This window comes from Nocardioides gilvus (assembly GCF_003194605.1).
Taxonomy (GTDB): domain Bacteria; phylum Actinomycetota; class Actinomycetes; order Propionibacteriales; family Nocardioidaceae; genus Nocardioides; species Nocardioides gilvus.
Genome location: NZ_QHKY01000003.1, coordinates 131,283 through 144,112, shown reverse-complemented (window position 1 = coordinate 144,112; position 12,830 = coordinate 131,283). Strand labels below are relative to the sequence as shown.

Here is a 12,830-nt window from a genome sequence, read left to right as displayed (position 1 = left end):
AACCCTCTTCCCGGAGGGCGGAGCCAACGACAGGACGTCTCGCATGTCAACGCCACCGTGGTCCCGCCCGTGGTCACCTGCCTGGGCCCAGGGCGCGACCACCCACGTGGGGCTCGTCCGTGCGGTCAACGAGGACTCGCTGCTCGTCGCCCCTCCTGTCGTGGTGGTGGCCGACGGCATGGGTGGGCACGCCGGGGGAGACGTGGCGAGCCGGATCGTGGTCGAGGAGTTCGAGACCCTCCGCGAGGGTGACTTCACTGCGCGCACGGGCCGGGACGCGATCGTGGAGTGCCTCGTACGCGCTCACTCCAGACTGCGCGACCACGTCGAGCGACATGCCCAGGAGGCGCGGATCGGTCACGCCGGGACGACTGTCGTCGCAGCGCTCCTCGTCCCCGGTCCCCAGGGAGCCACCTGGCTGGTGGCCAACATCGGCGACTCCCGGGCGTACGTGGCCACCGCAGATGCCCTCACCCAGGTCACCCGGGACCACTCGGTGGTCCAGCAACTCGTCGACGCCGGGCAGATCACCGCCGCCGAGGCGTCGGTCCACCCCGAACGTCACGTCATCACGCGAGCGCTCAGCGCCGTGGACCTGCCCGAGCCGGACTTCTTCGAGCTCCCGGTCGCGCGCGCCCCTCGGCTGCTGCTGTGCAGTGACGGTGTCAGCGGGCTCCTCGACGACGACTCGATGGCGGCCCTTGCCGGAGGCTCGGGCGCACCGCAGGAGGTGGCGGACTCCTTGGTGGCCGCAGCCCTGGCTGCAGGCGGCACGGACAACGTTTCGGTCGTCGTGGTCGATGTGATGGGATGAAGTAGGAACGAGCCGGCGCCAGTGGAGACAGCAGGAGCGATCATGCAGCAGGTCAGCGTGAGGGAAGGTCGTCCCGGCCAGTGGATCGGGGTGTTCGGCGACTCCCTGACCCTGCTGGTGCCCGGCGCCGAGCGGGACCGGGCGCTGCGGTGGTGGAGCCTGGTCGACGACGGCGCAGGTGTCGAGAGGTTGCTCGACGCGTTGCTGGCCGAAGGGCTCTCCACGCTCGACGACTTCGTGGTGGTCGAGGCGGGGGACGAAGGCCGGGTCCGGGTCCTGGTGCGAGGAGGTGCCACGCTGACGGCGTGGACCGCCGAGGGGCAGGTGCAGGTGCAGGCCGCAGGTCGGCTGTGGGCCGAGGACGACTTCGTCGGGATCGTGGCGCTGCGAGTGGTCCTGCCGGGCCACGACCGGCTCGCTCCCGCCACCGGGTTCGCCGTGCAGCCCGGACTCTGCCGGGTCGGGGAGGTCGTGTGGGGCAGTGTGCCCGCGCCCCCGGCCTCTGTGCCTGTTGAGCTCTCGGAAGTGCCGATGGCGAAGGACCCCGACCCCGACCCCGACCCCGGCCCCGTGACCGAGGCCCCGAGGGCCGAGCGGCCGATCGTGCTGGGCAAGCGCGTGCGCAGTGAACCCTCGCCGTCAGAGCCGAGGGAGGAGGCCGAGGAGGCGGTACGGGTCAACGTCGTCTCCTCGACGGCGCCTCCGGTTGCGCCGCCCGAGCGCGAGGCGGAGACGGCGCCGTTGTCGGCTGTCCCACTCGTCGCTCCGGTTCCGCCTCCCGTTCCACTGCCGGCGACGCCCCCGAGCACGCCATCTGCCACGCCCCCGAGCACGCCCCCGAGCACGCCCTCTGCCACGCCCCCGAGCACGCCATCGGCTACGCCCCCGGAGCAGGCTGACCCGGCGCCGCCGACGCCGGTCTCCACCCCTGTCCCGGAGTGGCAGGAGGAGATCACCACCCACCTGCCCGCGGTCGAGCTCTCCGGGCTGACCCTCCTGGGGCTGGCGGCCGAGCCCGACGTCGCGACGCAGTCTCGTCCTGAGCCGGCGTCGACGTCGACGTCGCGACCGTCCGGAGGAGTCGTACGGCTGCGCTTCAGTCACGGTCCGAGCCTCGCGGTGGATCGCCCCCTGGTGATCGGTCGGGCTCCTGCTGCTCGGTCCGGCAGCGCCGGGGCGACCCTGGTCACGGTCCCCAGCCCGCAGCAGGAGGTCTCCAGCAGCCATCTCGAGATCCGTCCCGGTCACGGGGTCGACAGCGGTACAGCCCTGGTCACCGACCTCGGCTCAACCAACGGCACCGTCCTCACCCAGCCCGGGTTGGGGCCCGAGGAGTTGCGCCCCGGCGCCCCGGTGGTGCTGCTGCCCGGTGCGGTGATCGACCTCGGCGACGGCGTGCGGATCCACGTCGACCAGGGCTGAGTGGCCAGCCTCGGAGTCAGGTCATAAGGTTCACCACGTCCCGTGGCACACGCCGCGGCTGCGCGAGGAGAGTGTGAAGAGTGCCCACTGGCAAGGTGAAGTGGTTCGACACCGAGAAGGGCTTCGGCTTCCTGTCCCACGACGGCGGGCCGGACGTCTACGTGCACGCCGATGCGCTGCCCGAAGGCCTGAAGACCCTCAAGAACGGCGCCCGGGTCGAGTTCGGCATCGCCCAGGGTCGCCGCGGCGAGCAGGCCCTGCAGGTGCGACTGCTCGACGCGCCCGCCTCGGTGAGCCGCAACCAGCGCAACGCGAACCGCAAGAAGCCCGAGGAGATGGTCGCCATCGTCGAGGACCTCATCCGTCTGCTCGACAACGTGGGGGAGGGCTACCGCCACGGCCGCCACCCGGAGCCGAAGACCGCTGCGCCCACCGCCAAGTTGCTGCGGGCCCTGGCCGACGAGCTCGACCGCTGACACGCTGACCGACCAGACCTTGGGTGCCCTCGCACCCGCGTGAGAGGATGCGCGACGTGAACCTCATTGCTTCCGCAGCACCCGACTCCGTCCTCGCCGAGGCCGTCGAGGAGGCCCGTGCGGCGCTGCTGCAGGAGGTCAGCGCCGATCAGGTCGGGGCGCATCGGTCCTGGTTCTCCGACGAGGCAGGGGCCCTCACCCACGTCTTCGCCTGCACCCACCCGGGTTACGTGGGCTGGCACTGGGCGGTCACCATCGCCCGGGCACCCGGCGCCGAGCGTGTCACCGTCGACGAGGTCGTCCTGCTGCCCGGCGACGGAGCGATCGTGGCTCCCGCCTGGGTGCCCTACAAGGACCGCCTGCAGCCCGGTGACATGTCGCCCGGTGACCTTCTTCCGGTCACCGACGACGACCCGCGACTGGTCCCGACCTACCTGCTCGGCGACGAGTCGAGCGACGACGTCGGTGACGATGCCCGGGCCCAGGTGAAGTCGGTGGCCGCGGATCTCGGTCTCGGTCGTGTCCGGACCCTCTCGATCGAAGGGCGCGACCTGGCCGCACAACGCTGGCACGACGGCAGCGGTGGCCCCGACGCCCCGATCGCCAAGTCTGCGCCCGACCAGTGCTGGAGCTGTGGCTTCCTCGTCCGACTGGCTGGTCCGCTCTCGAGCATGTTCGGGGTCTGCGCCAACGGCAACGCCAACGACGACGGCCGAGTGGTGACGTACGACCACGGTTGCGGTGCCCACTCGGAGGTCAAGCTCGCGCGCACCCAGCAGCCCTTGGTGATCCCGGACCACGTCTTCGACAGCTACTCTCCCGAGCTCGAGCGCTTCTGAGGACGTGCCGGCGCCGGGATCGGACTCACTGATCCCGTGGGCCCGGCTCAGACGAGTCGGCGTCGCCCGGCGCCGGACCCCGGGGGCGTCGGCGCCACCTCCGGGCTGGGGTCACGGTCGCGCCTGCGGCGGCAGTATTCGAGGCCGAAGAGCCCCAGGCTGACGCCCGCCGCGCAGGTCCACAACCACCAGACCCGGCCGGACTCGTTCAGCGAGCCGTAGAACGGCAGCAGGGCCACGAAGGCGACTCCCCACATCACCGTCCCGATGCCCACGGCGCGTACACCGTCGACGTCGAAGGGCTGCACGTCGGCGACGGTGAAGGTGCCCCGGGGCTGGGCCGGGCGGCGTACGGGGGCAGAGGCCCGACGCCCACCGGAAGCCCGGCGGGACTGCTTGTCTGAACTCTCGGAACGGGCCACACGAGCACGGTACCGAATGTCAGGAAACTCACCTGACACAGAACCCTTACCTCACCGCCGCAACCTCATGCCATCATTACGCCTCGTGAGCAATGACGTGGACCAGAAGGCGACCCCCCCAGTCGGTGGGCTCGATCGCTTCTTCAAGATCAGTGAACGCCGTTCGACCGTCGGGCAGGAGGTGCGCGGCGGGCTCGTCACCTTCTTGACGATGGCCTACATCATCATCCTGAACCCGCTGATCCTCGGGTTCGTCCCCGACTCCGAGGGCATGTACCTCGGCGGGAACGCCGACCCCGGCAGCGGTCTGGCGGCCATCGCCGCAGGCACCGCCCTCATCGCGGGTCTGCTGACCATCGCGATGGGCGCGGCGGCCAACTTCCCGCTGGCCCTGGCCGCGGGTCTGGGCCTGAACGCCTTCGTCGCCAACTCGATCGCGCGGCAGTCCACGTGGGAGGACGCCATGGGTCTGGTGGTCCTCGAGGGCATCGTGATCCTGCTGCTCGTGATGACCGGATTCCGCAAGGCCGTCTTCCACGCCGTCCCGCAGCAGCTCAAGGTCGCCATCTCGGTCGGTATCGGCCTCTTCATCGCGCTGGTCGGTTTCGTCGACGCCCGCGCGGTCACCCGTATCCCTGACGAATTCACCACGACGGTCCCGGTCCAGCTCGGCGTCGGAGGCCACCTCACCGGGTGGCCCGTGCTGATCTTCTGCCTCGGCCTCCTGCTGATGATCGCCCTGTGGGTGCGCAACGTGCGCGGCGCGATCCTGATCGCCATCGTCATCACCACCGTCGTGGCCGTGGTGGCCGAGGCGATCGGCAACTTCGGCACCGCGAGCCCCGAGAACCCCGGCGGATGGTCGCTGCGGGCGCCGACCCTCGAAGGTGACCTCTTCGGTCTCCCGGACTTCTCCACCCTCTTCCAGTTCAACCTCTTCGGTGCCTTCTCCTCGATCGAGGGCGGTGTCCTGGCGGCGATCCTGCTGGTCTTCTCCCTGCTGCTCGCCGACTTCTTCGACACCATGGGCACGATGACGGCCATCGGCGCCGAGGCGGGCCTCAACGACGAGGAGGGCGTGCCGCCCAACGCCCAGCGCATCCTGATCGTCGACTCCGTCGCCGCGATCGCCGGTGGCGCTGCCGGTGTCTCCTCCAACACCTCCTACATCGAGTCGGCCTCCGGCGTCGGTGAGGGTGCGCGCACCGGTCTGGCCTCGATCGTCACCGGTCTGCTCTTCCTGGTGGTCATGTTCTTCACCCCGCTGGTCTCGCTGATCCCGTCCGAGGCGGCCGTGCCGGCGCTGGTCCTCGTCGGTTTCCTGATGATGCAGCAGGTCACCGAGATCGACTGGCGTGACGTCGAGCTGGCCATCCCGGCCTTCCTGACCATCGTCGTGATGCCGTTCACGTACTCGATCTCGGCCGGTATCGGTGCGGGCTTCATCACCTTCGTGCTGATCAAGCTGGTCGTCGGCAAGGTGAAGGACATCCACCCGCTCCTGTGGCTGGTCGCGGTGCTCTTCGTCGTCTACTTCGCCTACACGCCGATCAGCGGCTGGGTGAACTGACCCGTCGGTCACAGCTGTTCCGTTCGAGGGTCCGTCGCGCCAGCGACGGGCCCTCGAGCGCTTGGTGGGAACAAAACGAGCCTGTGGAGCCTTGAACCACCGAGCTCCTCCGCGTCCGTTCCCGGCTGCGGAGAGGACCGCGCCGTCCCGAGCCGTCCCACCCCACGCTCGGCGCAGAAAGACTGATCGCCCCACCTTGAGTCCCACGTTCCGTTCCCTGTCCAACCCCAACTACCGCCTGTACGCAGCTGGCGGGGTCGTCTCCAACACCGGCACCTGGATGCAGCGCATCGCCCAGGACTGGTTGGTCCTGGTGCTCAGCGCCAACAGCGCCGCGGCGCTCGGGATCACCACCGGGCTGCAGTTCCTGCCGGCCCTGCTGCTCGGGCCCTTCGCAGGTCTGGTGGCCGACCGGATGCCCAAGCACCGTCTGTTGCAGTTGACCAACATCGCGATGGCCGTCCCGGCGTTGGTCCTGGGACTGCTGGCCGTCACCGGCAGCGCCCAGATCTGGCACGTCTACGTGCTGGCCCTGGTGCTGGGGGTGGCCTCCGCGCTCGACGCCCCCGCCCGGCACGCCTTCGTCTCGGAGATGGTCGCGCCCGAAGACCTCACCAACGCGGTCGGCCTCAACTCCGCCTCCTTCAACGCAGCCCGTCTGGTCGGCCCCGGCCTCGCCGGACTGCTGATCGCCGCGTGGGGTGGCGGCGCGCAGGCCACCGGATGGGTGATCCTGCTCAACGCCGTCTCCTACGTCGCGCCGGTCCTGGCGCTGCAGCTGCTCGACGAGACCCAGCTGCAGATCCCTCTCAGGTCCGCCACCCGCGGCCTGCGCGCGGTACGTGAAGGCCTGGGCTACGTACGCCGGCGCCCGGACCTCCTGCTGGTCCTGGCGGTGGTCTTCTTCGCCGGCACCTTCGGGTTGAACTTCCAGATGACGTCCGCCCTGATGGCGACCGAGGTCTTCGACAAGGGCGCCAGCGAGTACGGGCTGCTGGGTTCGTTCCTGGCGATCGGCTCGCTGGCCGGGGCGCTGGTCGCGGCCCGTCGCGAGGTCACGTCGCTGCGTACGCTGTCGCTGGCAGCCGTGACGTTCGGCACCGCGGTCACGGTGGCGGGCCTGGCGCCCAGCTACGTGACCTTTGCGCTGCTCTGTCCGGTGCTCGGGCTCTCGGCCCTGACCCTGATCACCAGCGCCAACACGTACATGCAACTCAACACCAAGGCGAGCGTGCGAGGGCGGGTGATGGCCCTCTACCTGATGGTGATGATGGGTGGTACGCCGCTCGGGGCTCCATTCCTCGGTTGGATCGGCGAGGTCCTGGGTGCGCGGTGGACACTGCTGCTCGGGGGAGGTCTGACGGTCGTCGGAGTCGTCGCCGCGGTCGGCGTGCACCAGTGGCTCGAAGGTCGCCGTCAGCCCCATTTTGACCCTCGTGCAAGAGAGCAAGTAGCCTGAGTTTCCGTGTCTGGCACATCCAGTCACATGCGCGTGCCCTGACGTCTTCCGGCTCGGGCGCAGCGCGGTTCAAGGCACAAGAGCTACGAGTACCACCCCGAGTTGGACACCGTGTCCGGCCGTGAGTCAAAAAAGAAGGGGAACCACCAAGGTGCCCACCATTCAGCAGTTGGTCCGCAAGGGCCGCCAGGACAAGGTGTCCAAGAGCAAGACGCCTGCCCTCAAGGGTTCGCCGCAGCGCCGTGGCGTCTGCACCCGCGTCTACACCACCACCCCGAAGAAGCCGAACTCCGCTCTCCGCAAGGTCGCCCGTGTGCGCCTGTCGAGTGGCGTCGAGGTCACCGCCTACATCCCGGGCGTGGGTCACAACCTCCAGGAGCACTCCATCGTGCTCGTCCGCGGCGGCCGGGTGAAGGACCTTCCCGGTGTCCGCTACAAGATCATTCGCGGCACGCTCGACACCCAGGGTGTCAAGAACCGCAAGCAGGCCCGCAGCCGCTACGGCGCGAAGAAGGAGAAGTAATGCCTCGCAAGGGTCCCGCCCCGAAGCGCCCGCTCGACGTCGACCCGGTCTACGGTTCGCAGATCGTCACCCAGCTGGTCAGCAAGGTCCTCCAGGACGGCAAGAAGCAGGTTGCCCAGCGCATCGTGTACACCGCCCTCGAAGGTTGCCGTGAGAAGACCGGCACCGACCCGGTGCTGACCCTCAAGCGCGCGCTCGACAACGTCAAGCCCGCCCTCGAGGTCAAGTCCCGCCGCGTCGGTGGCGCGACCTACCAGGTCCCGATCGAGGTCAAGGCGAACCGCAGCACGACGCTGGCTCTGCGCTGGCTCGTCGGCTACGCCGCTGACCGCCGCGAGAAGACCATGGCGGAGCGTCTGATGAACGAGATCCTCGACGCGAGCAACGGCCTCGGTGCCGCTGTGAAGAAGCGCGAGGACACCCACAAGATGGCCGAGTCGAACAAGGCCTTCGCTCACTACCGCTGGTGACTTGTCGGGGCGCACACCGCATCGCGGTGCGCGCTCCGCACCCACCAACCGCCCCACTTCGTAAGGAACTGACTTTCAGTGGCCGTTGACATCACCACGGACCTCACCAAGGTTCGCAACATCGGCATCATGGCGCACATCGACGCCGGCAAGACCACCACCACCGAGCGCATCCTCTTCTACACGGGTGTGACCTACAAGATCGGTGAGGTCCACGAGGGCGGCGCCACGATGGACTGGATGGAGCAGGAGCAGGAGCGCGGCATCACGATCACGTCCGCCGCGACGACCTGCTGGTGGAAGGACCACCAGATCAACATCATCGACACCCCCGGGCACGTCGACTTCACCGCCGAGGTCGAGCGTTCGCTGCGCGTCCTCGACGGCGCTGTCGCGGTGTTCGACGGCGTGGCAGGTGTTGAGCCCCAGACCATGACCGTGTGGCGTCAGGCGAACAAGTACGCCGTGCCCCGCATGTGCTTCGTCAACAAGCTCGACCGCACCGGCGCCGACTTCTTCTACGTCGTCCAGACCATGATCGACCGCCTCCACGCCACGCCGCTCGTCCTCCAGGTGCCGATCGGCGCCGAGGGTGACTTCATCGGTGTCGTCGACCTGGTCGGCATGCGTGCCCTGACCTGGCGCGGCGAGACCAAGATGGGCGAGGACTACGAGGTCGAGGAGATCCCGGCCGAGATGGCCGAGATGGTCGCCGAGTGGCGCGAGAAGTTCATCGAGACCCTCGTCGAGACCGACGACGAGCTCATGGAGCGCTACCTTGACACCGGTGACGACGGCTTCACGGTCGCCGAGCTGGAGCAGGCGATCCGTCGCGCGACGCTGGCCGACAAGATCAACCCGGTCCTGTGCGGCACCGCGTTCAAGAACAAGGGCATCCAGCCCCTGCTCGACGCCGTCGTCGCCTACCTGCCGTCGCCGCTCGACATCGACGCCATCGAGGGCCACAAGCCGAACCACGAGGACGAGATCGTCCTGCGCAAGCCGGCCGACTCCGAGCCGTTCTCCGGCCTGGCCTACAAGATCGCCTCCGACCCGCACCTGGGCAAGCTGATCTACGTCCGCGTCTACTCGGGCAAGCTCGAGTCCGGCTCGACCGTGTACAACCCCGTCTCCGGCAAGAAGGAGCGGATCGGCAAGGTCTACCAGATGCACGCCAACAAGCGTGAGGAGATCGCGTCGGTCGGCGCCGGCCAGATCGTGGCCGTCATGGGCCTCAAGGACACCAAGACCGGTCACACCCTGTGTGACCAGGCCAACCAGGTCGTCCTCGAGTCGATGTCCTTCCCGGCCCCGGTGATCGAGGTCGCCATCGAGCCGAAGACCAAGGGTGACCAGGAGAAGCTGGGCACCGCGATCCAGCGCCTCTCCGACGAGGACCCGACCTTCACGGTCAAGACCGACGAAGAGACCGGTCAGACCATCATCGCCGGTATGGGCGAGCTCCACCTGGAGATCCTCGTCGACCGGATGAAGCGCGAGTTCCGCGTCGAGGCCACCGTCGGCAAGCCGCAGGTCGCCTACCGCGAGACCATTCGCCGCAAGGTGGCGGGTCACGGTTACACCCACAAGAAGCAGACCGGTGGTTCGGGTCAGTTCGCCAAGGTCGTCATCGACCTCGAGCCGAACATCAACCCCGAGACCGGCACCGGTGGCGGCTACGAGTTCGTCAACGCCGTCTCCGGTGGTCGCGTGCCGCGTGAGTACATCCCGTCGGTCGACCAGGGTGGTCGTGAGGCCATGCAGTTCGGTGTGCTCGCCGGCTTCCCGATGGTGGACGTCAAGTTCACCCTCCAGGACGGCCAGTACCACGACGTCGACTCCTCCGAGCTCGCGTTCAAGATCGCCGGAAACCAGGCGTTCAAGGAGGCTGCTCGCATGGCGAAGGCCGTGCTGCTCGAGCCCATGTTCGCGGTGGAGGTGACCACTCCCGACACCTTCCTGGGCACGGTGATTGGGGACCTGAACTCCCGCCGTGGTCAGATTCAGGCGCAGGAAGAGCGTTTCGGCGAAATGGTCGTCAACGCGCTTGTGCCGCTGTCCGAAATGTTCGGGTACGTTGGCGACCTGAGGTCCAAGACCTCAGGTCAGGCTTCGTACTCGATGGAGTTCGACTCGTACGCCGAGGTTCCCACGAACATCGCCGACGAGATCATCAAGAAGGTTCGCGGCGAGTGATCGTCCGTACCCTCGGCTGCACCACATCCATCACGAGTCAAGTAACAACCAACAGGAGGGCCCACAGTGGCTAAGGCGAAGTTCGAGCGGACCAAGCCGCACGTCAACATCGGCACCATCGGTCACATCGACCACGGAAAGACGACGCTGACCGCGGCGATTTCCAAGGTGCTGCACGACACCTACCCGGACCTGAACGAGGCGTCGGCATTCGACAGCATCGACAAGGCCCCGGAAGAGCGCCAGCGTGGTATCACGATCTCGATCGCTCACATCGAGTACCAGACCGAGAAGCGTCACTACGCCCACGTCGACTGCCCCGGTCACGCGGACTACATCAAGAACATGATCACCGGTGCCGCGCAGATGGACGGCGCGATCCTGGTGGTTGCCGCGACCGACGGTCCCATGCCCCAGACGCGTGAGCACGTGCTGCTCGCTCGCCAGGTCGGCGTGCCGGCCATGGTCGTCGCGCTCAACAAGTGCGACATGGTCGACGACGAAGAGCTCATCGAGCTCGTCGAGATGGAGGTGCGCGAGCTCCTCAGCGAGTACGACTTCCCGGGCGACGACGTTCCGGTCATCCAGATCGCTGCTCACCCGGCACTCATGGGTGACGAGAAGTGGGCCGCGTCGATCCGCGAGCTCATGGACGCTGTGGACGAGTACATCCCGCAGCCGGAGCGCGAGACCGACAAGCCCTTCCTCATGCCCGTCGAGGACGTCTTCACGATCACCGGTCGTGGAACCGTCATCACCGGTCGCATCGAGCGCGGCATCGTCAAGGTCAACGAGGAGGTCGAGATCATCGGCATCCGCGAGACGTCGCAGAAGAGCACCGTCACCGGTGTCGAGATGTTCCGCAAGCTCCTCGACGAGGGCCAGGCTGGCGAGAACGTCGGTCTGCTCCTCCGTGGCACCAAGCGCGAGGACGTCGAGCGCGGCATGGTTGTCGTCAAGCCGGGTACCACCACCCCGCACACCGACTTCGAGGCCTCGGTCTACATCCTCTCGAAGGAGGAGGGTGGCCGTCACACGCCGTTCTTCAACAACTACCGCCCGCAGTTCTACTTCCGTACGACGGACGTGACCGGCGTCGTGACCCTCCCCGAGGGCACCGAGATGGTCATGCCCGGCGACAACACGGAGATGACTGTCGAGCTCATCCAGCCCATCGCAATGGACGAGAACCTCAAGTTCTCGATCCGCGAGGGTGGCCGCACCGTTGGTGCCGGCCGCGTCACGAAGATCATCAAGTGACCTTCTGATTCGCACGACACGACCCCGGACCTTCTGGTCCGGGGTCGTGTTGCATTTCTGGCCAGGGTGAAACCCGTTGGCTGTATGCGGACGCGACGACCTACTCTTGGTCGGTGACTTCTGAACAGCTGACCGCATCCGGTGTCGACTCCGCAGCAGAAGTGCTGAGTGGCATCGTGGTGACCACTCCGCTGGAGTACAGCCCACGGTTGAGCCAGACCGTGGGTGCCCGGGTGCTCCTCAAGCGTGAGAACCGTCAGGTGGCACGGTCCTACAAGGTGCGCGGAGCCTTCCACGCCATCCAGGGCCTGGACGAGGCGGAGCGGGCCCGCGGGGTCGTCTGTGCCTCGGCCGGCAACCACGCCCAAGGGGTCGCGTACGCGTGCGCCCGTCTCGGCATCATGGGCCGCGTCTACGTGCCGGGCAACACCCCGCGCCAGAAGCGTCAGCGGATCCTCGCGCTGGGCGGTGAGTTCGTGGAGCTGATGGTGGTCGGTTCCTCCTACGACGAGGCAGGTGCGGCCGCCAAGGAGTTCGCCGAGAGGAGCGGTGCGGTCTTCATCCATGCGTTCAACGACGTGGAGACCATCCTCGGACAGGGCACGGTCGCGGTGGAGGTGATGGCCCAGGCAACCGAGCAGGGCGCGAAGGTGCACACCGTCGTGGTCCCCGTCGGCGGTGGTGGCCTGGTCGCCGGCATGGCGGTGTGGTTGCGCGAGCGTCACCCGCACGTACGGATCATCGGTGTGGAGGCAGCTGGCGCAGCCTGCATGACGGCGGCGCTGGAGGCCGGTCGCCCGGTTGCCCTGGAGCACGTCGACACCTTCGTCGACGGGGCTGCGGTGGGTGTCGCCGGCCAGCGACCGTTCGAGGTGATCCGCGACCTGGTCGACGAGGTCGTCACGGTCGTCGAGGGTGCGGTCTGCACGGAGATGCTCGAGCTCTACCAGGTCGACGGCATCATCGCGGAGCCAGCCGGAGCGTTGGCCAGCGCGTACGCCCTGCAGCTGGCGGGCCAGGTGCCAGCCGACGAGGCCGTGGTCTGCATCGTCTCGGGCGGCAACAACGACGTCAGCCGCTACTCCGAGATCCTCGAGCGGTCCCTGATCCACGAGGGGCTGCGTCACTACTTCATGGTGACCTTCCCGCAGGAGCCCGGCGCGTTGCGCTACTTCCTCGAGAAGGTGCTCAGCGAGGGTGAGGACATCGTGCTGTTCGAGTACGTCAAGAAGAACAACCGCGAGACCGGCCCCGCGCTGGTCGGCCTCGAGCTGGACCGGGCCGACCGACTCGCTGGTCTGCTCTCGCGGATGGAGGAGAGCCCGATGACCATCGAGCAGGTTCCCCCGGGGTCACCGCTCTTCGACTTCTTCCTCTGA

Annotated in this window: 12 protein-coding genes; 11 read left to right on the top strand and 1 reads right to left on the bottom strand. The window is 67.9% G+C overall.

Annotated features, from left to right (window positions below; translation table 11 throughout):
- Positions 1–43 precede the first annotated feature (43 nt).
- The 4 genes from DNK52_RS09630 (at position 44) to DNK52_RS09615 (ending at position 3,551) form a co-directional block, all read left to right on the top strand.
- Positions 44–814 (top strand): PP2C family protein-serine/threonine phosphatase, encoded by a 771-nt coding sequence (locus DNK52_RS09630; RefSeq protein WP_110240791.1) that lies wholly within the window; start codon positions 44–46, stop codon positions 812–814.
- 42 nt (positions 815–856) lie between these two features.
- Positions 857–2,236, top strand: a complete 1,380-nt coding sequence (locus DNK52_RS09625; protein WP_110240790.1) for an FHA domain-containing protein — start codon at positions 857–859, stop codon at positions 2,234–2,236.
- Between the two features lie 80 nt (positions 2,237–2,316).
- Positions 2,317–2,712 carry a cold-shock protein gene (locus DNK52_RS16435; protein WP_110240789.1) on the top strand — a complete coding sequence of 132 codons (396 nt, stop codon included), beginning with the start codon at positions 2,317–2,319 and terminating at the stop codon, positions 2,710–2,712.
- A 56-nt stretch (positions 2,713–2,768) separates the two neighbouring features.
- Positions 2,769–3,551 (top strand): DUF3027 domain-containing protein, encoded by a 783-nt coding sequence (locus DNK52_RS09615; protein WP_239455483.1) that lies wholly within the window; start codon positions 2,769–2,771, stop codon positions 3,549–3,551.
- A gap of 47 nt (positions 3,552–3,598) precedes the next feature.
- On the opposite strand, the gene DNK52_RS09610 is transcribed toward DNK52_RS09615, so the two are convergent.
- The gene (locus DNK52_RS09610) at positions 3,599–3,973 is read right to left on the bottom strand and encodes a DUF2530 domain-containing protein (RefSeq protein ID WP_239455482.1); all 375 of its coding nucleotides are present in this window, start codon (positions 3,971–3,973) and stop codon (positions 3,599–3,601) included.
- A 67-nt stretch (positions 3,974–4,040) separates the two neighbouring features.
- On the opposite strand from DNK52_RS09610, the gene DNK52_RS09605 reads away from it, so the two are divergent.
- The 7 genes from DNK52_RS09605 to ilvA all read left to right on the top strand — a co-directional run bounded on the left by DNK52_RS09605 (position 4,041) and on the right by ilvA (position 12,830).
- Positions 4,041–5,543, top strand: a complete 1,503-nt coding sequence (locus DNK52_RS09605) for an NCS2 family permease (protein ID WP_110240787.1) — start codon at positions 4,041–4,043, stop codon at positions 5,541–5,543.
- 196 nt (positions 5,544–5,739) lie between these two features.
- Positions 5,740–7,002, top strand: a complete 1,263-nt coding sequence (locus tag DNK52_RS09600; protein WP_110240786.1) for an MFS transporter — start codon at positions 5,740–5,742, stop codon at positions 7,000–7,002.
- Positions 7,003–7,153: 151 nt separating this feature from the next.
- Entirely contained in the window at positions 7,154–7,525 is a 372-nt protein-coding gene (rpsL, locus tag DNK52_RS09595; RefSeq protein ID WP_010831695.1) for a 30S ribosomal protein S12, read from the top strand.
- Positions 7,525–7,995, top strand: coding sequence for a 30S ribosomal protein S7 (gene rpsG / locus DNK52_RS09590; protein WP_110240785.1), 471 nt, complete (start codon positions 7,525–7,527; stop codon positions 7,993–7,995). Before rpsL ends, rpsG begins: the two co-directional genes overlap by 1 nt.
- Before the next feature lie 78 nt (positions 7,996–8,073).
- Entirely contained in the window at positions 8,074–10,191 is a 2,118-nt protein-coding gene (gene fusA / locus DNK52_RS09585; RefSeq protein ID WP_110240784.1) for an elongation factor G, read from the top strand.
- Positions 10,192–10,257: 66 nt separating this feature from the next.
- Entirely contained in the window at positions 10,258–11,451 is a 1,194-nt protein-coding gene (tuf, locus tag DNK52_RS09580) for an elongation factor Tu (RefSeq protein ID WP_110240783.1), read from the top strand.
- A gap of 113 nt (positions 11,452–11,564) precedes the next feature.
- Entirely contained in the window at positions 11,565–12,830 is a 1,266-nt protein-coding gene (ilvA, locus tag DNK52_RS09575; RefSeq protein WP_204163475.1) for a threonine ammonia-lyase IlvA, read from the top strand.